The sequence below is a fragment of the Methanomethylovorans sp. genome (assembly GCF_041305605.1).
In the GTDB taxonomy this organism is placed as follows: domain Archaea; phylum Halobacteriota; class Methanosarcinia; order Methanosarcinales; family Methanosarcinaceae; genus Methanomethylovorans.
The window spans coordinates 1-19,787 of the sequence record NZ_JBFYLB010000073.1; the positions used below are offsets into that span (position 1 = coordinate 1).

Genomic DNA, 19,787 nt, shown 5'->3' on the forward strand with positions numbered 1-19,787 from the left:
ATATTTAAAGAAAAATATGATCAATGGGGCCGTGGAGATTTGAACTCCAGTCACTAGACCCCCAGTCTAGTAGGATGGTCCAGGCTACCCTACGGCCCCATAAGGGACAAGCATACCCTAATGTACATTGTAGTATATCTCTTTTTCCGATGGGGTTGGTATAGCTGAGGCCCAGATATTGTATGCTTCTATGACCTCTGAACCTTCGATAAATATCATTTCATGTTTCTCAGCATAGGCTTTCGCATCTTCTTTAGGCAAAGCTCTTCCCGTGTTGTCATCCAGCATCTCACACACAACCATGGCTGGAGTGACATCGGCTATCTTGGCAAGTGCAATAGAGAGTTCAGTCTGGCCAAGCCTCTCATTTATCAATCCTTTTGCTGCTCTAAGGGTTGCCACATGGCCAGGGGTACGGAATTCGGAGCCAAAGTTAACTTCTTCTCCTGCAAGCACTTGCTCCACAATATCTCCTAATTTTTTGATTGTAATGGCCCGGTCATTGTCAGGAATTCCTGTGCGGGTATCTCTGTGGTTTACCCAGATTGAGAAAGAAGAACGTGAATCATATCGAAGGTCGCCTCCCTTTTCTACAGTAGTTCCAAGGGTACTGCTGCATTCATGTGCAGAACGAACCACGTCTGCCATAAAAGGCAATCCTATCTCTTCACAGGCCACAGGGTCTAAGGCCACACATATAAGCCCGCCCCCGTCCTTGCGCATGAGCTTCACATCTTCAGGCTTCACAGCCTGTGCAAGAATAGTAAGGTCTGTTTCGGCTTCCCTGCCCTCGGCATCAAAAAGCAGGAACATCTTACCTTGCCTTATGGCATCTATAGCCTTCACTATGTTATTGCTGTATCCTTGCCCGCCTGTCATACCTGTCATTTTAGCCCTCACATTTGTCTGTTTTCTCCACTACTATGTTCACTTCGTCTCCATCTTTTAAATGAAGTTTTTCCCGTAGGTTTACGGGAGCTATTATTTCCAGCAGATTGGTTGGATAATGTGTTCTTTCCGGGACAATGACCGCGCTCTTTATTCCATTGATTCTAATCGGATAACACTTCCCAGCGCCGAAGGTACGCTCTCCGTCGTTGAAACCCTGTATACAGACCGGTTCTGTGCAATCCATTAGCTGGCGCATTGCAACATTAGCTTCATTAAGTTTTATATTCAGAGTTCCCGGGAATGGTTGGAAACCCAGTTTTTCAGAGAACTGTGACATATATCCATGCTGTGCGATGTAGTATTGCCCTTCTCCAAGGCCTGCTATGACATGGCCGTATAGCTCGATGTCTGTACCATTGCGGCAGAAAATGCGCTGGTATTCAGCGTATTCCTTACGCAGTAGGTCTACTCCATTGCAAGTGAGCATGATTTTCTGTCCACCTGGAACAAGTTGGCGTTCTATGTATTTGTCCTCTTCAAGCTGTTTGAGCAACCTCGCTGCTGTTTTGGAACTGGTGGTGGTATACTGCGCAAACTCAGCAGAAGAGATTTTTATAAGATTTTCGATAGCACCAAGAAGTGCCAATTTCTTTAAAGGTTCTGCAGCATACATAATAAAAGTCCCATCTCAGATTCGAGATGAAACTCATATTTGAGACGATGCATAGATAAAGGTTTTGATAGAAGTTTTTTCATAATCTCATTTCCAATGACAATATTGGTGAAAAACAAATAATATTATCATGCAGAATCAATTATGCGTAGATAAGTAAAAAGAGAAGAATGGGGATGATATCTCATCTCATTCTTCAGAGATGGTAACCTTTTTCATCACATCTTTAGGTTTTATTTTGTTGACAACATCCATGCCCTCAATTACCTGTCCAAATACTGTATGGACTCCATCCAGGTGTGGCTGGGGCGAGTGAGTGATAAAGAACTGGCTACCGCCTGTGTCCTTACCGGCATGTGCCATGGATAAAGCACCTTTGCCATGTTTGCGTGGATTGCCTTTTGTTTCACATTTGATTGTGTAGCCCGGCCCACCTGTGCCATTTCCCTTTGGACATCCTCCCTGAATAACAAAGTTGGGAATAACTCTGTGAAATGTCAGTCCATCGTAGAATCCCTGTTTTATGAGCTTTTCAAAGTTTTCCACAGTTTTCGGAGCATCTTTTTCGAACAGTTCCAGGACGATATTACCTTTCTCGGTCTCAATGGTAGCTTTCTTCATTATCCCACCTTATTTCAAGTGCTTAACGGATGTGACTGATTTAAGCATTTCTATTGTCTATTTTTTTGGCTGTTTTTATTAATGCTATATAATACAATTGTGCGCATATGATACTAATGCTCATCCAGACTTATGTCACAATATTTTTATAAAAAGAGTTACATAATAAATCCGATGGATGATAGAGGTCAGATTGCCATGGACTTCCTGCTGGGAGTTTCATTGGTGCTCATTGCTATAGGTTTTACAGTACAGTTTGTTCCCGGTATTTTTATCTCCGGCTTTGCTGGAGAGGAAAAGCTTGGCTATGCCGCATACCGCACTTCCTGTATTCTTACAGAAGACCCCGGCTGGTGGTCAAACAGCACATCCAGCCGCACTGATTGGGAAGCACATTCCTCAAACGTGCAACGTATAGGTCTTGCTGCAGATGATGACGTAAATTCCAGGCTCACAGAAACTCCCAATATGCTTTCGAAAGAGAAACTGATCAAGTTTAAGCAATTAAGTGAACTCAATGAAACGGAGTTTATACGCAAGCTCGGCCTGTTCGACAGTGTCAAAGGTACCCAGATGAACTATGGATACAACATATCTTTTTTGATGGATGGAAAACCGGTGGTAATGGACAATCATACCATGGTTATAGGCAGTTCATTGCTACCTGGTCAAAACATGGCTAAAATGACTCGGATAGTGCTCCTTGAAACAGGTAATATTTCTGTTTTTGATGGCAGGTCTATGAGCAGTTATGCAGGAAATGAAAATATGGCAAACATTCGTATTATAGGCCCTGTAACAGAGAACATTACAATACAGATAACCAATTTCAATATCTCAGGTTCTAATGCTGCATTTATAAATGCCAGCCTGAATGGTTCAGTCTTACTTCCATCTTCAAATTACACTGTACAAACGAGGCCACTTTACAGGAACTTCGGTTCATACATAAATTCTAGCCCGCTTGTAAATAACGATAGCTTGCGGATAGATCTCAATAGTAGTCTCTTTTTTTCGAATACATCTTATCAACTGAGACTTAATTTCAATGATGTGTTTTTCCCACAAGGCTCTATTTCTTCAAGTTACGAGGACAACATTGAGAAAAGATACGAGCCTGCTTTGCTCATAGTGGAGGTGTGGTGATGGACGATAAAGCTCAACTCCAGACCCTAGAGGGACTTGGAGCAGCCTTACTTATCACAATGACCGTTGTGATCATCACTCAAAGTGCTACGGTGATGACTCCTCAACATGAGATGATGATCGATGTCCAGTTTGAGCAAATGGCATATGACACTCTTACTTTACTGGATGTTGCTCCATCGTATGCAACAGGTGCCAATCTTACAGAATGTGTTTCAGGGTGGGATATGAAAGACGCTACTATGGATCATAATAGTTTGCCTTATCTGGACAGTGAGCTCTCCTTATTGTTGCCGGGATTCCTCTATAATTTAGACTTGTCATATATTCAAAATGGCAGTTTGGTCACAAACACCACTATTCTCCACGGTTATCCTACAGAAGATGCAGCAGTTGCACGCCGGACTGTCATGCTTACAAATTCCACAGTTAGTGCGGCTAAAGGGAAGTGGTCAATAGCATCTGATAAACTCCAAATGGTAGAGGTGAGGCTTACAGTATGGCAGGTTTAAGGGAAGACACTTCAGGGCAATTGATTATCCTCTCAGGATTTGTTCTATGTTTTTCACTGGTAATTCTCACAATACTGGTGAATCAGGCGATGATCACTGGTTATCATTCGTCGAATGCTGTCTTGGAATTTCCAAAGCACCAGATTAGAGATATCACCTCACAGACAAGGGAAAGCTGCGTATACATGACAGAACTTGCTCGTGAACTTAACCAGAGCAACAGTACAGAAAGTAATTATCGTCTACTTTTTGAGAATTATACGGAACAGATGGCGATGCTATATGCAGGTCATGGGGAGAGGATCACACTCGATCTCAGTGCAATGAACCTGACATCTATGGCGGGGAATACTTCTAATCTCAATACTGTATGGGTTAATATAACATATAACAATGGTATGACCTACTATTCTTCTGAACCAGAGATTATTGAGGTGGAATCATGAAACATCTCTTTAGTAACGAAGATGCTATTTCTGTGACTATGGAGTACATCTTGTTCTCAATGCTGTTCATCACTCTTTTTGGTCTGCTGTATATGAGCTTTAGTGATATGATGATAAAAGGGCCAAAAGAGACCGTGATTCAGAATGAGTTTGGTGATATAGGTAATATGATGAGCACTCTTGTTACTGATATGTATCTTATACTTCCGGAAAATGGTGTGATAGAATCTGATTACATTATACCTGCGGAAGTTGGCGGTGAATCTTACACCATAAACGCCAACCTTGCCATGACAGATCAGATATTTGAACTAAAATCTTCCTCGGGTGAGGAAACAAGCGTTACAATAAGTGGAATCGCGACTACGATCCCTATCAATGGTACGGTTTCAAGCAGTGAAATAAATCACAGGATCAGCTATGACTCAAGAAAATAGGAATGATGCTGCCGTCTCCGAGACAGTAGGATTTATTTTGATGTTCTCCATCGTGATATTGTCTATGAGCATGATCTATATATTAGGATACCCGATACTACAAGAGCATATTGAATCCAGTGTGTTTGAAAATGCTCAGCAGAGTTTCATTGTTTTGCAAAGTGACATGAAAAGGGTCGCATTTGAGCAGGTGCCCGTGAAAACAATGAAGATCAAATTGCACTCTTCTACTTTATCTATTGATAATCGCTCCTCGATATTTATCAGTTATAGTGACAGTACGAGTCATTCTTATAACTATTCTACAGGAGAGATCGAATTCACTAAGAATGACAATGTATTGACTTATGAAAATGGTGGATTGTGGATGAAACAACATCCATCTGGGGCAATGATGGTATCCAAACCCCCTATCTATACAGGCAGAATCAAGAACGATAACATGACCACTATAGGTGTGGTAAGTGTCAATGGTCGACGCTCCACAGGTGGGAATGGGATTGCAAGCATAAATATGGAACACAATTCAAGTTATCTGATTAAACCTTCAGAGAAAGTGGATGTCACTGTTACAATTAATAGTGCATATGCCAGTCAATGGGGAAGATATCTTGAAGAAAATGGTTTCGATATAATCAGTTCCAGCCCGTCAAGCGTATCTGCCAGCAGGCTTCAGACCTGGCTTATTATAGGCAGCCATGAAGTAGATGTTTCTATTACATGAAATTGACGAATATTGTTTAGAAGGTATTTCAGAAGCTAATCTATGAACTCCCGGTGAATCGCATCCGAATATCGATAAGTTTTTATCTGAGTTGGCTTATCGTATATTCGATAATTGCTATATATAGTAACGATTGTCATAAAAGCACGGAGAGTAAAAAAATATGGTTGCAGTAATCAATGTCAATGAATGCGTAGGCTGTGGAACATGTATTGATGAGTGCCCCGCAGAGGCAATCTCACTGAATGGCGACAACATTGCAGTAGTCGATGCTAACGAGTGTCTGGACTGCGGTGCATGTGTTGATGTGTGCCCAACCAGCGCTATATCAATGGAATAAAGTATTGATCAATCTTTTCCTATTTTTCTGATCGTTTTCTTTTCTTCGAGGTTACAATATGGCAGAGCCAATCAGAGCCGGAATATTGGGTGCTACAGGAGCTGTCGGACAGAGGTTCATACAAGCACTTGCCGACCATCCATGGTTTGAGATCACCTCCCTCGCTGCTTCCGAAAAGAGTGCAGGGAAGAAGTACAAGAATGCGGCTAACTGGAGGTTGGATGTAAAACTTCCGGATGACGTTGCAGATATGGAAATTGTGCCTGTTGACCCCACCAAGGTTGATGCAGATGTTGTTTTCTCTGCATTGCCTGCAAGCCTTGCAAAAACAGTGGAAGCAGATTTCGCAAAACAGGGTTTTGCTGTGGCAAGCAATGCCTCTGCGTATCGTATGGACAAAGATGTTCCTCTTGTGGTACCGGAAGTCAATGCAGATCATCTTGGGCTTATAGAAGTCCAGCAGGATAAGAGAGGTTGGGATGGATATATCATTACGAATCCTAACTGTTCTACGGTCATGCTGGTAGCTACACTAAAACCGCTCATGAAATTTGGCATCCAGAACGTAAATGTGGCCACAATGCAGGCTATATCTGGTGCAGGGTATGAAGGTGTTCCATCAATGGCCATCCTTGACAATGTAATACCCTACATAGGAAGTGAAGAGGAGAAAATGGAAACCGAACCTCTCAAGCTCCTGGGTGAGTTCAACGGCTCAGAGATAATAAATGCTGATTTTAAATTGAGCGCTTCTTGTAACAGAGTGCCTGTTATGGACGGACACACTGAAGCAGTGTGGATAACTATGAGGGATAATCCCACTCCTGCGCAGGTAAGGCAGGAATTCCTCAATTTCAACCCTCATTTGGGTGACTTGCCCACTGAGCCGGAAAAGGTGCTCATAGTAAGGGATGAGGCTGACAGGCCACAGCCCCGCCTTGACCGCAATATGGGTAATGGAATGAGTATCAGCGTAGGACGCATAAGAGAAGGTATACGCTACGTTCTGATGGGGCACAATACCATTCGTGGAGCTGCTGGTGCCAGTGTGCTCAACGCTGAACTACTGCACAAACAAGGCAAACTTTGAAAAGTAACAGGAGATGATGTGATGCACCGTCTGATTGCATTCTTATTGATCGGGTTGCTGGCAATGGGAAATATATCGGACGTTGCTGCATCAGATATAATTAATATTTTCGAGCTTGAGGTAGTACCTCTGTCAGAACTTGCAGAAGATCCCGCAAAGTATGACAGCACAATGGCCTATCGCAAGATCAGTGTTGTGGGCAACATTTCAGAGATAGACAAAAACCTTGTGATCATTGTTCAGGAAGGCTACGAATTAAAAGTGGAAATCACCGATAGTTCCCTGTTCACTGGTTTTAATATCGGGGATGGTATCAAACTCACTGGGGAGTTCCGAGATGAACCTCTGGAAGGGGGACTATTTTATCCAAAGTATGTCCTGCATTACCCCACTGTACAAGTAGGTGACGTGGAAATAAAAAATATCAATTCCAATCCTTCTGACTTTAACGGTAAATATGTCACAGTCACGGGTAATATTACAGAAATCAAAGCAACCATGGGGGAGTATATGGTTTACCTGTCAAGCCCGGAAACTGGCCAAACCCTTCGGGTATCCTACTATGGTGCCACAGACCTTCTGGCCGGAACCACTGTTAGTGTTACAGGTCTTATCAACGGTAATATCCTCTATAGTGAACAGATGGGAGTCAAACGCTCTCCTCTGTCCATAAGCACTTTCATACCGGGTTTTACAGGTCTTTGGACCCTGTTTATCTTGGGGTTACTAGTTATATATATGAATCATGAATGACTTAAATCCCCAGGATCATCATGTTAATTGCATTATCAGTTGGGGGGTCCATTCTTGCAAAGGACCTGAGTCCTGAGAGTTTCCGTGCCTATGCCGATGTGCTCAAAATACTAGCGAAAGAACACAAACTAGTAGTCGTTACTGGCGGGGGTGTTGCTGCCAGAGATTACATAAGGACTGCAAAGAGCTTGGGAGCTAATGAAGCTGAATCTGATTACATCGGCATCTCAATAACCCGTTTGAATGCACAGTTACTTATTACAGCGCTGGGGGAGGATGCATACCCGGAACCACCTCTTGATTACAAGGAGGCATGGAAAGCGCTTTCTTCAGGCAAGATCGTTGTCATGGGAGGGGTTATTCCCGGACAGACCACCGATGCCGTGACTGCCATAGTTGCTGAATACCTTAAAGCTGATCTTATTGTTATTGCAACATCTGTCGACGGAGTATATTCTGCTGATCCTAAGAAAGATCCTACTGCGGTCAAGTATGAGACCATGACCACGAAGGAACTTGTAAAGATAGTTATCTCCACCGAGATGAAGGCTGGTTCTCAATCACCTGTGGACCCTCTGGCAGCCAAGATCATAGAGCGCTGTAACATTAATACCATTGTTATGCATGGGGCCAACCCTATGAACGTGGCAGATGTCATTATACAGGAAAGTAAAGGTTCCGGATCTCATAAAGGAGTTCATCTGGGTACACGGATCCTTGGATAAACTGTGGCAGGTTTATCCGTATAATGGATGAAGCCCTGTCACAGGAGGAGAGAAGAGATAATCAGCAATATGCTACAAGATAAGCAGTGTCTTCTGTTTTCTTCTCACTTTCTACAGTAGTACCTGGGTTAATTTTAGTTTTTGATTCCTTCATAGCTTCCAGGTTCATTTCTAACTGCTGGATCTGCATTTTTGCCCTTTGTACTTTTTCGTTTTCAGCTTTCAGCTTTTCCAACAGTTCTGTCTTCCTTTCTTCACTAATGTTTGAATCAGAGATTTGCTTCTGGTACTGCTGAGATACTTGAGCGTATTTCCTGAACATTTCGTGGAGAGTATCAAGGTTCTTTTCCAGATCCGTTATAGTTTTATCCATGCTGATCGCTTCCTTCGTTTTTCGAACTTATTTTGTAATCTGTGGCTTATTTATTAGTTCTAAGCTCTATTTGAAAAAAGAGAAATATATTATATAAGGATTTCTATACAACAGTATATGCTTATTGTCATAATAATGAGGTGGTCTTTCCAGCCATCCAGAATCTACAGTAAATGTGGGAAATGGAGAGAATATAAAAATAAAAAGTAGTAAAAAATAGTACAAGATAAAGGTTCTTGTCAAATTTTGTCAGAACCCTCGCAGAGCTGTAATATTGCAGCTTCGGGATGGGAATGTATCACTTCATTAAGCTGCTCTTTACAGTTGGTGGGAATGTTTGAAAAAGTACTATCCTTTTCAATGAAATCTACTATAGATTCATTCTCTGTGAGTTCTATAACATCGAAGTCGTTTACCATTAACATTATTTCCAGGATAGATCTCTTTATTGAATTCTCATCTTCGTTTTGTGCACTGATGACAGCTTTATCATGGTGTTTGAGTTCAGCATGCATTTTTTCAATTTCAGGAGCTAGGATGTCCATGCCCGTTTTCATGGTTGTGGATGCAGCAAGCACCTGAAGCAGTAATACTTCATCTGCTTCAAACATATCTCCTATCTCTCTCATGGCTGCTATGCAACCTTCATCGGCAAGTATCACGGGATCTATTCCCTTCTGTATGCCTTCTGTTACAGCTGACTTTACTGCCTTTTCATCAAATTCCTTAATAGCTTTTTTTATCCTGAAAAGGATACTTTCTTTTGTTTTTTCCAAATTAGTTTGTAGCACAATAATACCTCCCGCATTCCCCTCAAAGGTAAGGCAGGAACATTGTAACATATTGGACAAAAACAGAGATGTATTTAAATCTTGCGAGTACTAAATGATAAATCATTATTAATCTATTATTTTTAATAAAAAAAGAAAAATTGTATTATGTGAGATGTCTTTCTCAAACAAAATCACAACAAATTTAGAAAAATGATACTTTTTGTTGGTCTTAAAGAACAAATAGTGCACTTATAAAAAATATAAATACCTGCAATTGCAGGTATTGCATCTTATATTGAAGAAACTATTCTTGCAATATCGTTACCTACGTCGGATGTAGTTGATGTGCCACCCATATCGTAAGTCTTTACCTTATTGTCAAGGATATTCTTTTCAATAGAAGCAATTATTGCATCTGCAGCCTCTTTTTCCCCCAGCTGCTCCAGCATAAGGGAACCTGCCCAGATCGTAGCTATGGGGTTTACCTTGTTTTGTCCCTTATACTTTGGTGCAGAACCATGTATGGGCTCGAACATGCTCGTGCCCTCTGGGTTGATATTGCCTCCTGGGGCGAGTCCAAGGCCGCCTTGTACCATTGCACCGAGATCTGTGATTATGTCACCAAACATGTTAGGAGCAACAACTACATCGAACCATTCAGGGTTTTTCACAAACCACATGGTGATAGCATCCACATAGTTGAAGTCAGTTGTTACTTCAGGATAACCTGAGGCTATGTCCTTAAACTCCTGTCTCCAAAACCCATATATATCGGAAAGTACATTCGCCTTGTCCACTGAAGATACGTGTTTCTTTTTTTTCATAGCAAGGTCAAAAGCGTATTTGATTACCCTTCTGGTTCCTTCCTTTGAGATCATGCCTATCTGATAAGCGATCTCATCGCTATCTGTCTCAATGTCAAGGCCGAACTTGGCTGAATAAAGATTTCTTTTAACTTCCAGCAAATTCTTGCTAACTCCTTTTCGAGCCTTTCCGCCGATACCTATGTAAAAGTCTTCGGTATTCTCCCTTACCACAGTGAAATCTATGTCCTGGGGAGTTTTGTCCTTCACAGGTGTCCACACGCCCTCGAGCAATTTTATTGGCCTTAGGTTCACGTACTGGTCGAAATAGAACCTTGCTGCCAGAAGAATGCCCTTTTCCAGAACTCCGGGTTCAATTCTTGGGTCTCCGATGGAACCAAGGTATATCACAGGGTAATTGGAAAGTTCTGTGAGCGTATCAAGGGAAATCAATTCCCCTGTCTGCAGGTAGTGATCAGCTCCCAGAGGGAATTCCACCCACTCAACATCGAATCCGAACTTCTCACCCGCAGCGTCTATAACCTTCTTACCTTCAGCAATGATCTCTGGTCCAATGCCATCGCCAGAGATAACTGGAATCTTGTACTGTGTCATGTTTCTTCCTTTCTGAAATTGATATTATCTTTGCATTTACCTTACCATCTTCTTGGCGTACTCTATGAGGCCACCGGAATTCACAATTCCCCTTACAAAATCTGGCAGTGGGCTGGCCTGATACTGCTCATTCTTCGTAATGTTCTTTATAACTCCGGTGGCAAGGTCTACATCAAGGGTATCTCCATCATCTATCCTGTCCGTGTCCGGGCATTCCAAAAGTGGAACTCCTATATTGATGGCATTTCTGAAAAATATGCGTGCGAATGATTTTGCTATTACGCAGCTTATCTTTGTTCCTTTAAGGGCCAAAGGTGCATGTTCTCTCGAAGACCCGCAGCCAAAATTGTTACCTGCAACAATTATATCATTCTCTTGTACTTTCTTGGGGAATTCAGGTCTCACTCCCTCAAAAGCATGTGCTGCAAGTTCTTTGGGTGTGTTCATTATAAGATACCTGCCCGGGATAACGGCATCGGTATCTATATCATCACCAAATTTCCAAACTTTTCCTTTCATATTATCACAGCCAAACGTATAATATATTAATGATGGTTATTTTGCCAGGTTTCCAGTAACTGACATCAAGTACCTAAATACAATAATCCTAAATAATACTAATGTAAAGTGGCTAAAAGTGCATATGTCCTATAAAGGGTCGCATTTCATTCATTTTTTTTGTGTTTATGGTCCAATGCACTGGGTTCATTGCCCCCATGCCAGCTAAGCCGTGGGCGCATCCTTATCACATGAGCCGCCTCGGTGGTGTCGTCAAGTATGAAAGCTATTCCCTGTTCCATTCCCATTTTCCGGATAGAATCACCAATGTTCTCTTTCATGTAGCTTGGTCTGAATGATTCAAGAGCATTGATATCTTCAGCTGCTGTCAGACGATGACATATCAGTATATCTGATTGTGAAGTGACTTCAGGGTCAAGGGCGGAAGGACGTTGTGTGGCAAGAATAAGTGAAAGTCCCGGCTGCCTGCCCTGTCGCAGCCATTCATTGGTAAGTACGTCTGAAGCAAGTGTCTTGTTTCTATTGGGTACAAAGAGATGCGCCTCATCTATGAACATCCATGTCATTGGCATACATGTGTTATTTTGTACATGGCCCATTAACATACGTTCTTCTGATCTGCGTGCCTCAAGGCGCTGGTAATATATTTCCTTGCTGATCTGCCCAATTACAGCTGCTCTTACATTAAGATCTTTAAGGGTGCTAACATCCAGCACTGTTGTGCAGCCTCTACGCACAAGGTCTTTTACATGAACTCCTTCTTCTGTGAAAATTCCCCATGAAGATGCAGTTCTTATGTAGTTCTCAGCAGCATTCTTTGTTACATTGTCAGCTCTTTCGTCCTCTATTACCATGTCCATTATGGAATCAAATGAAAAACTTTCATATATTGATCTGAGTTCTGCAATCACTCTGATAAGCAGCACTCCCAGCGGAGATACTTCATCTATACTGAAAAGTTTGCACCAAGAATAGCCATCCATTGCAGAAATAGGTATAGAGAACGGGAGGACTTCAATTTTTTGTTCATCATATTTTTTTACACTTCCGGAAGGTACGAATACTTTTATGTCTATTTCTTTTGGGGCGAGGGACCATTGCTTCAGTAAACTTTTCTGTGGTTCATTAGATTTTTTCATTGTCCAGAAGATCCCCATGGTATCGATTACAAGGGAAGCGATATTATTCCTTATGTCATCAGGAAGTAACGAAAGTTCTTCTATCAGGGTGCCCATGGTATAAGATTTTCCATATCCTCTTTTTCCACATATAAGGATACAGTGAGGCCCAAGCGCATCCAATCCTACATAAGAAGCAGCTGAGCCATCCAGTGCAAGATATCTTCCAAGATTAAGAAGCCCTTGTTCTTCTTTATTTCTTCTGCCAAGAACATAACGGTTTTTGGCAACACCTGCTCCAAAAGTATCAGAGATAGAATTCATACATGGGAAAAATAGGCAACATATATATTTATTTCCATCTGTTGTTATGTGTCCCAGATATGTATCTACAAAAGATATTGTTTTAAGTAATAATAAAAGTAAGGCAGAGTCCCTGGGAAATTAGGTGAGTGTGGGATTAAAACGAAAAGTATATATTCTAACGTATTGAAGCTTTTAAGAGGAATCTCCACCCTAAAGAATCATTCCCATCGATGTATTGTCTTAAATGCATCTTTTTAGTCAATGAGAAGCTATCCCCGTAATTCACCCAAAAATAGTGAGGTTCCTCTATTTCTTTGAAGTTCACGATAAATACAATTTTAGCATCCCTCTGGCTGCAAGTAGTCCTGTTGCCGCAGAATTCACGAGATCCCTGGAAAGGCCAGTACCATCCCCTGCAGCAAAAAGTCCCTTCACGCTTGTTTGCATGTTCCTGTCCACAGATACTTCCATAGCATAAAGTTTTACCTCGGGTGCATATAGGAGCGTAGGATCAGAGTTCACTCCAGGAATGATCATATTAAGAATATCTAAGCCTTCTATAATGTCCATAACTATTCTATGAGGCAGCGCCATGGAAATATCTCCAGGTGTTATGTCTTTAAGAGTGTTCTTTATCGTATTTTTTGCAATTCTTGCTTCAGTGGAACGGCGGCCTCTACGCAGATCCCCCATCCTCTGCAATACTGGCTTCCCACCACCGATGGTAGTGGCCAGTTTTGCCACGGATTTTGCATACTTGATCGTATTCTCCATTGGGTGTGTCAATTCCACATGTACCAGAAAAGCGAAATTTGTGTTCTCTGAGGTCACAGTGTGCATAGAATGTCCATTTGTCGCAATGAAACCCTCATAATTTTCTTTAACAACAAATCCATGCTCGTTGGTACAAAAAGTCCGCACGAAATCGTCATATCGGGAAGTGTGGATATGGAATTTGGGATCATGGTTTATGCGGGTGACAGGATCCATTATTATTGCAGGGACTTCCACTCTTACTCCAATATCAACTCCACTAAAACCTGCCCTAATAGAATGCTCGTTTACCAGTTGATTCACCCATTCACAGCCGATCCTTCCAGGGCAAAGTAACACATTACTTGAAGTAAGGCGTGTTCCATCTTCAATTATCACACCGTTGCATGTAGAGTTTTCAATTATCAAGTCGACCACTCTTGTCCTTAACATGAAATGCACGCCTTTGCTTTCAAGGTCTTGTTTGAATCGTGAAATAACCTCTTTTGCATTGTCGGAACCTATGTGTCTCTGCCGTATCTCTATGAACTTGGCGCCCACTGAAGCAGCCTTGCGCTGCAAGATCTCAACTTCTTGTTGATCTGGCATGGATATCTTAGTTGTAGCACCATATTCCAAGAAAATAGTGTCCACCTCTTCAACAAGCCTCCAAGCCTCACTTTCATCATCTGTGAATGCCGAGAGGTCACCTCCAATATCTGGCCTGAGGTTCAAGGTACCGTCAGAATAAGTGCCAGCACCGCCTACTCCGCACATAATATCGCAGGGTAAACAGTGTGTACATTTCAGTTCAGGCTCAAGGGAACAATGTCTGTCGTTGACATCACTTCCCATATCTATAACCAATATTTTCAATTTATGGCAGGCAAGTTCCCTTGCAGCAAACATGCCTGCGGGGCCTGCCCCTACTATGATGACATCATAGCCAAGCCTATTAAAAGAAGAGGTCATGCACATCATCCTTTGAAATATGAACAATGTGCAATATGTTCTCTCAAGATAAAATCTTATCCAGTTGTTTCAGCTTCCTTGCAAGAGAAATTTCCTGGGCTATCCGTCTTCCAGTTGACAGACCAGGTTCGATGAAGTCTGAATATGGAGAACCCGCGGGATAGAGATTTGTACCTGCAACTATACGAGCTGATATCTCAAAGACCTTTATCTCAAGTTTATCGGTGAACACCGTCTCAAGACAGAAGGGGCCTATCATGCCATCGAACAGTTTTAGTGACTGTTCCACCACTCTTTCACCAAGTTCGAATATAAGTGGGAGCAAAGATTCTCTTGCAACAAGTGGGACGTTCCCTGTGACTACGTATGTGGGATGAATTCCCGCATCTTCAAGCTCCCTGGGGGAACCCAGCCTGAATATCTCATCGGCATTGGATTCTACACGTCTGTCCATACTTAGCATTTCAAGCACACCTGTGCTTAGAGTATAGCCTTCTGTCTTCAGGGGCGAATAGAAGAAATGAAGGTAATACCTTGTACCTACTATAAATTCCTGGATGTTGTACTTCTGAGTCTTGTCGACATTCTCAAGGAAATCCTCATAATTCTTGGCAACAAAGAAACCACGTCCTCCTTTAGCGCCGTGGTATTTTACCATGACCGGGCCATTTATTTCCTCAGGTTTCACCAATTTTGGCATGTGGATTCCTGCACCTTCCAGCCATTCTCTTTCTTTGTTCCTGTCTGATTCCCACTCAAGTACATCCCTGTTGCCAAAAGTAGGCACTGGAAACTCAGTGAATTTCTCTGTACCGAGATATTCCACAAAAGATCCATGTGGCACAACAATAGCATTCTTTTTTACAAGCTGTTCCGCTATGGATGGAATAGCTTGGTAGCTATCCACTACTATGAACTCGTCGGGCTTTGCTTTTGGAAATGCATCATAGAATTTAGGAGGTTTTTTGACGCAGATACCAATAGTCTTGAAACCTTCCTTCCTTGCACCATCAAATATCTGAAGGCTCGAGTGCGAGCATACAGTTGCAATTGCAAGGTTATCCAGATCATAGGTTTCGATGATTCTCATGATTTGGTCTTTTTCGATCATTATTGTGCCCCAAAAAGTTACATTATATTGTTCTACCTATTTTTTAAGTTTGCGGAATCTTCCCGATAACTGCGAATTGTTTTGAAGTTTACGGAAAAGTTATGAAGTTCACGGTGGTTATAATAAAACATGCAAGAAATAGAGGATGAAAACAATAATTTCGATAAAGTATTGGTCTTACCCCTTAACGAGGATTCAAAAAAGGTAACTCAGGCTCTCTCCAATGAGAAAGCTCTGAAAATGTTAGAGATGCTGGCAGACAAACCCATGTCTGCCACTACTTTATCTGAAAAGATGGGTTTGCCCCTTACTACTATCAAATATAACCTGGATAGCCTGATAGAAGCTGACCTTATAAAAGTAAAAGAGACAAAGTGGAGCCAGAAAGGCCGTGAGATCAAAATATATGAACCTGTGCAAAAACTCATTGTGGTGGTTCCTGGGACAAAGAATGTTGACAGATCATCTATTATGGGAATGTTGAAAAAATATCTAGGCCTTTTCATGGGTGCAGTTTTTGCAGCTACTGGTATAGAATACCTCACACGCCAGATCGGTCTGTCTCCTTCTGCAAGCTATTATCCCACCGCTTTTGAAGAGGCTGCCATGAAATCCGGGGAATACAGCGGATTCGTCAATGATAGTCTTGGTAATGGTGCGAGAGTGGCAGATCAGGCAAACCTGGTAGATGAGGCATCTTCCATGCTGCCAACTATGATAAACGATAGCGAAGAAGCTGCTATCATGGGTTCTGATCAGGTTGTTAATGCTACCTCAATGCCCTCCACGGAAAGCCTCACAGCATACCTGAATACTACCGGATTGAACACCACAGATGTGAATTCAACTCTTGTACCTGTACAATATCCTTCAACTGAAGATGTTACAGTCCTTACTGGCACCAGCCCCGGTCTCATTCCACCTGACCTCTTGGCTCATGTAAGCGTTTGGTTCTTTTTCGGCTGCATATTTATCATAATATTCATGCTGGTAAGGGAAATATATTATAGAAAAAAGGCACTATGAGAATACGTGAGACTGAATGAGGGTTGCACTTAAGATTGCATATGTGGGGACAGGCTATCATGGGTCCCAGATCCAGCCGGACGTAGCTACCATTGAAGGAGAGCTCTTCAATGCCTTGAAAGAGCTGGAAATAATAGATGATCCAAAAAAAGCATCTTTCCAGAGTTCAGGCAGAACAGATGCAGGTGTACATGCAAGGGGACAGGTAGTGGCTTTCAATACTGATAAGCCCAACCTTTCTATTCCAAGGGTCATTAATTCTAAATTGCCTAATTCCATATGGGCATGGGCACATGCAGAGGTTCCAAATGACTTTGATCCGAGAAGAGACGCAAACAGCAGAGTCTACAGATATATCATGAGCGGAGAACAATACGATATATCCAGGATAAGGTCTGCTTCAAAGATATTGGTTGGAGAACATGATTTTTCTAATTTCTGCAGCAAAGATGAGGATAAAGGTACAGTTCGAGAAGTGAAAAGAATAGATGTCAGAGTAAGTGGAGCACTTACAAAGATAGACGTAGAAGCAAACAGTTTTCTTTGGAACATGGTGCGGAAAATAGTAACAGCCCTCACAATGGTGGGAAGTCGTGTAAGGGATGAAGCATGGCTTAAACAGATGCTAGATCCCGAATCATATGAAGAAGGATTAGAACCTGCTCAATCTTATGGTCTCACGCTGATGGAAGTAAAATATCCGATGCCCATATCATGGATCGAAGATACATACTCTCTGCGAAGGGCCTCTGAAAAAGTACAGGAATATCTTGTGAGGCATCGTGTAATGGCCGAGGTCATGCAAGAACTCGTGCCAAAAGAGTGAGATCATTATCCTGAAAGGGAGTTATTGGGCGAATGTGTCCGACGGTTAAATGACAAAGAGTATCATCTCCTCGGTTAGGATAAATGGCACAGATGTACCTTATGAGGTAATATCCCGAAAAGTCAAGTATCCAAGACTGGAATACCGGCATGGTAATCTTAAACTGGTGGTACCTCCAGGATTTAAGGAACATGAAAAACTGCTGAGTAAACATAAAACATGGGTATATAGAAGATTCGTTGCTTACGATCAGAGGAATGTATTTGCTGCGGCGATAGAACTTCATTCCACAAGGACCGAGGTGCATTTGCAAGAACATGTTCAATCTTTAATAGCTTCTATTGGTACTGAACTTGGTGTGTTTCCCAAAAAGGTGGTATTCAGGGAGATGCGCACGAAATGGGGTAGTTGCAGTTCAAAAGGGAACATTAATCTGAACACTTATCTGAAATGCTTGCCTGAAATACTGATAGAATATGTTGTGTTCCATGAGATGGTCCATTTAATAGAAATGAATCATGGACCCAGGTTTAAGGAAATGATGCATAAAAAGTTCCAGGAGCACAAGATTCTTGAAAAACAACTACGAGGATACTGGCTTGCTATTATGGAAAAATATTTTGTTTAAGGAGTGATAAGAAAAAAAGCACGGCCATCTATAGCCGTGTCTTAGCTTTCTTCATATCCTAATTCTTTGGCTTTATTATAGTATGAAACAGCTTCACTATATTCTCCGGCTTGGTCAAGTGCAATACCTTTGTTATACCAGGCTAAAGCATACTGTGGATTAATTTCTATAGCTTTGTCATATGCTTTAATCGATGCGTCAGTTTTGCCCATCTCTCGAAGCGTATTTCCTTTGCTATACCATGCATCGAAGTTTTTCGGATTAAGTTCTATGACTTTATCGAATACTTGATCTGCTTCTTCATACCTCTCCATTTCATAAAGGGCGTAGCCTTTGTGCATCCAGATCCAGGTGCCCTGAGGATTGATCTCTATGGCTTTGTCATATGCTTCTATTGCTTCTTCGTATTCGCCCATTCTACGGAGTGCATCACCTTTACTGTCCCAGGCCACATAGTCCTGTGGTTCAAGCTCTATGACTTTATCGAATGCCCGAATTGCATTTTCATAATCCTTCAGGTCATAAAAAGCCATACCTTTATACTTCCAGGCTTCCGTATACTGCGAATCGATCTCTGTGGCTTTATTATAGTTCTGTATTGCTTCTTCGTATTCCTTCATCTCATAGAGAGCATTACCTTTGTAGTTCCAGATCTCAGCATCCAGTGGGTCTATTTTTATGGCTTTATCAAATGCCTGAATTGCCTCTTCAGATTTCCCCATTTGATTTAGGGCATAACCTTTGTAATTCCACGCTTTTGAATCCAATGGGTCGATCTCTATGGCTTTATCGCATACCTGGATCGCTTCCTCAAATCTTTCCATTTGATTTAGGACATAACCTTTGTTATCCAAGGCTTTAGTGTACTGTGGGTCAAGTCCGATAGCATTGTTGAATGCTTCCATGGCTTCATAATAACTACCAAGTTCAATATACGCAACTCCTTTATAGTTCCAGGTTCTTGCATCCTTCGGATCAATTTCTATGGCTTTGTCATATGCTTGTATCGCTTCTTCGTATCTTCCCATATAATGAAGAGCATATCCTTTATTATACCAGGCTGTGGCAAACTGTGGTTCGAGTTCTGTTGCTTTATCATATGCTTGTATCGCTTCTTCGTATTTTCCCATATGGTAAAGTGCAATACCTTTGTTATACCAGGCAAAGCCATCAAGAGGATCAATTTCCATTACTTTTTCGTATGCCTCTATTGCTTCTTCGTACCTCCCCATTTTACGAAGAGCAATGCCCTTTTCACTCCAGAATTCAATATTACTAGGGTCAAGTTGTATGGCTTTATCAAATGCCTGAATAGCTTCTTCATTATTTCCGATTTCAGCAAGGGCAATACCTTTGCCAGACCAGGCATTTTCATTTTGCGGGTCCAATTCTATGGCTTTATCGAATGCTTGTATTGCTTCGGTATATTTTCCTTCTTCAAGAAGGTCATTACCTTTTCCATTCCAATATTCTGAATCATCAGTTCCAATACATCCTGCACAGAAGATCGTAATAAATACTAAACCCGGGATAACATATTTCATGTTCACTACCATTTTTCCTCCAGATTTGCCATCACTTGTTAAAATGTAGAAGTTTTTGGGAA

Annotated in this window: 23 protein-coding genes and 1 tRNA gene; 12 read left to right on the top strand and 12 right to left on the bottom strand. The window is 41.7% G+C overall.

What is annotated here, in order from left to right; translation table 11 throughout:
* Window positions 1–24: 24 nt before the first annotated feature.
* The 4 genes from ACCM36_RS04725 to ACCM36_RS04740 all read right to left on the bottom strand — a co-directional run bounded on the left by ACCM36_RS04725 (window position 25) and on the right by ACCM36_RS04740 (window position 2,185).
* A tRNA-Pro gene (locus ACCM36_RS04725) sits at window positions 25–99 on the bottom strand.
* 18 nt (window positions 100–117) lie between these two features.
* Window positions 118–888: a 3,4-dihydroxy-2-butanone-4-phosphate synthase gene (ribB, locus tag ACCM36_RS04730; RefSeq protein ID WP_370572591.1), complete on the bottom strand. Its 771-nt coding sequence runs from the start codon at window positions 886–888 to the stop codon at window positions 118–120.
* Between the two features lies 1 nt (window position 889).
* Window positions 890–1,564 (bottom strand): winged helix-turn-helix domain-containing protein/riboflavin kinase, encoded by a 675-nt coding sequence (locus ACCM36_RS04735; RefSeq protein WP_370572592.1) that lies wholly within the window; start codon window positions 1,562–1,564, stop codon window positions 890–892.
* Between the two features lie 189 nt (window positions 1,565–1,753).
* Complete coding sequence (locus ACCM36_RS04740) at window positions 1,754–2,185, bottom strand: peptidylprolyl isomerase (RefSeq protein WP_370572593.1); 432 nt, start codon at window positions 2,183–2,185, stop codon at window positions 1,754–1,756.
* A gap of 174 nt (window positions 2,186–2,359) precedes the next feature.
* Here ACCM36_RS04740 and ACCM36_RS04745 point away from each other — a divergent pair, with 174 nt between their 5' ends.
* From ACCM36_RS04745 to pyrH, 9 genes are all read left to right on the top strand, one after another.
* Window positions 2,360–3,331 (top strand): hypothetical protein, encoded by a 972-nt coding sequence (locus ACCM36_RS04745; protein ID WP_370572594.1) that lies wholly within the window; start codon window positions 2,360–2,362, stop codon window positions 3,329–3,331.
* The gene (locus tag ACCM36_RS04750) at window positions 3,331–3,843 is read left to right on the top strand and encodes a hypothetical protein (RefSeq protein WP_370572595.1); all 513 of its coding nucleotides are present in this window, start codon (window positions 3,331–3,333) and stop codon (window positions 3,841–3,843) included. Before ACCM36_RS04745 ends, ACCM36_RS04750 begins: the two co-directional genes overlap by 1 nt.
* The gene (locus tag ACCM36_RS04755) at window positions 3,831–4,289 is read left to right on the top strand and encodes a hypothetical protein (protein WP_370572596.1); all 459 of its coding nucleotides are present in this window, start codon (window positions 3,831–3,833) and stop codon (window positions 4,287–4,289) included. Before ACCM36_RS04750 ends, ACCM36_RS04755 begins: the two co-directional genes overlap by 13 nt.
* On the top strand, window positions 4,286–4,726 hold the full coding sequence (locus tag ACCM36_RS04760) for a hypothetical protein (RefSeq protein WP_370572597.1): 441 nt from the start codon (window positions 4,286–4,288) through the stop codon (window positions 4,724–4,726). Before ACCM36_RS04755 ends, ACCM36_RS04760 begins: the two co-directional genes overlap by 4 nt.
* Complete coding sequence (locus tag ACCM36_RS04765; RefSeq protein WP_370572598.1) at window positions 4,710–5,450, top strand: hypothetical protein; 741 nt, start codon at window positions 4,710–4,712, stop codon at window positions 5,448–5,450. Before ACCM36_RS04760 ends, ACCM36_RS04765 begins: the two co-directional genes overlap by 17 nt.
* Window positions 5,451–5,613: 163 nt before the next feature.
* A complete protein-coding gene (locus ACCM36_RS04770; protein WP_370572599.1) occupies window positions 5,614–5,790 on the top strand; it encodes a 4Fe-4S binding protein in 177 nt (58 codons plus the stop codon).
* Between the two features lie 58 nt (window positions 5,791–5,848).
* Complete coding sequence (gene asd / locus ACCM36_RS04775; RefSeq protein WP_370572600.1) at window positions 5,849–6,880, top strand: aspartate-semialdehyde dehydrogenase; 1,032 nt, start codon at window positions 5,849–5,851, stop codon at window positions 6,878–6,880.
* Between the two features lie 21 nt (window positions 6,881–6,901).
* Window positions 6,902–7,633 carry a hypothetical protein gene (locus ACCM36_RS04780; RefSeq protein ID WP_370572601.1) on the top strand — a complete coding sequence of 244 codons (732 nt, stop codon included), beginning with the start codon at window positions 6,902–6,904 and terminating at the stop codon, window positions 7,631–7,633.
* Between the two features lie 20 nt (window positions 7,634–7,653).
* Window positions 7,654–8,358 carry a UMP kinase gene (gene pyrH / locus ACCM36_RS04785; RefSeq protein WP_370572602.1) on the top strand — a complete coding sequence of 235 codons (705 nt, stop codon included), beginning with the start codon at window positions 7,654–7,656 and terminating at the stop codon, window positions 8,356–8,358.
* Window positions 8,359–8,419: 61 nt separating this feature from the next.
* Here the strand turns inward: pyrH and ACCM36_RS04790 are convergent, their stop codons facing one another.
* The 7 genes from ACCM36_RS04790 to ACCM36_RS04820 form a co-directional block, all read right to left on the bottom strand.
* Entirely contained in the window at window positions 8,420–8,731 is a 312-nt protein-coding gene (locus ACCM36_RS04790) for a hypothetical protein (protein ID WP_370572603.1), read from the bottom strand.
* Window positions 8,732–8,970: 239 nt separating this feature from the next.
* A complete protein-coding gene (locus ACCM36_RS04795) occupies window positions 8,971–9,522 on the bottom strand; it encodes a B12-binding domain-containing protein (protein WP_370572604.1) in 552 nt (183 codons plus the stop codon).
* Between the two features lie 272 nt (window positions 9,523–9,794).
* Window positions 9,795–10,922 carry an isocitrate/isopropylmalate dehydrogenase family protein gene (locus ACCM36_RS04800; protein WP_370572605.1) on the bottom strand — a complete coding sequence of 376 codons (1,128 nt, stop codon included), beginning with the start codon at window positions 10,920–10,922 and terminating at the stop codon, window positions 9,795–9,797.
* 36 nt (window positions 10,923–10,958) lie between these two features.
* Window positions 10,959–11,441 carry a 3-isopropylmalate dehydratase small subunit gene (locus ACCM36_RS04805; protein ID WP_370572606.1) on the bottom strand — a complete coding sequence of 161 codons (483 nt, stop codon included), beginning with the start codon at window positions 11,439–11,441 and terminating at the stop codon, window positions 10,959–10,961.
* 146 nt (window positions 11,442–11,587) lie between these two features.
* Complete coding sequence (locus ACCM36_RS04810; RefSeq protein ID WP_370572607.1) at window positions 11,588–12,883, bottom strand: ATP-binding protein; 1,296 nt, start codon at window positions 12,881–12,883, stop codon at window positions 11,588–11,590.
* Between the two features lie 303 nt (window positions 12,884–13,186).
* Window positions 13,187–14,590, bottom strand: coding sequence for an NAD(P)/FAD-dependent oxidoreductase (locus ACCM36_RS04815; RefSeq protein ID WP_370572608.1), 1,404 nt, complete (start codon window positions 14,588–14,590; stop codon window positions 13,187–13,189).
* A gap of 43 nt (window positions 14,591–14,633) precedes the next feature.
* Window positions 14,634–15,701 (bottom strand): formate--phosphoribosylaminoimidazolecarboxamide ligase, encoded by a 1,068-nt coding sequence (locus tag ACCM36_RS04820; protein ID WP_370572609.1) that lies wholly within the window; start codon window positions 15,699–15,701, stop codon window positions 14,634–14,636.
* 129 nt (window positions 15,702–15,830) lie between these two features.
* Here ACCM36_RS04820 and ACCM36_RS04825 point away from each other — a divergent pair, with 129 nt between their 5' ends.
* From ACCM36_RS04825 to ACCM36_RS04835, 3 genes are read left to right on the top strand one after another with little or no spacing between them, the layout of a single operon-like run.
* Complete coding sequence (locus ACCM36_RS04825) at window positions 15,831–16,727, top strand: ArsR/SmtB family transcription factor (RefSeq protein WP_370572610.1); 897 nt, start codon at window positions 15,831–15,833, stop codon at window positions 16,725–16,727.
* A gap of 16 nt (window positions 16,728–16,743) precedes the next feature.
* Window positions 16,744–17,553 carry a tRNA pseudouridine(38-40) synthase TruA gene (gene truA / locus ACCM36_RS04830; protein WP_370572611.1) on the top strand — a complete coding sequence of 270 codons (810 nt, stop codon included), beginning with the start codon at window positions 16,744–16,746 and terminating at the stop codon, window positions 17,551–17,553.
* Window positions 17,554–17,602: 49 nt separating this feature from the next.
* A complete protein-coding gene (locus tag ACCM36_RS04835; RefSeq protein ID WP_370572612.1) occupies window positions 17,603–18,181 on the top strand; it encodes a M48 family metallopeptidase in 579 nt (192 codons plus the stop codon).
* Window positions 18,182–18,222: 41 nt separating this feature from the next.
* Here ACCM36_RS04835 and ACCM36_RS04840 read toward each other — a convergent pair whose 3' ends face one another.
* Window positions 18,223–19,737, bottom strand: a complete 1,515-nt coding sequence (locus tag ACCM36_RS04840; RefSeq protein ID WP_370572613.1) for a tetratricopeptide repeat protein — start codon at window positions 19,735–19,737, stop codon at window positions 18,223–18,225.
* Between the last annotated feature and the right edge of the window lie 50 nt (window positions 19,738–19,787).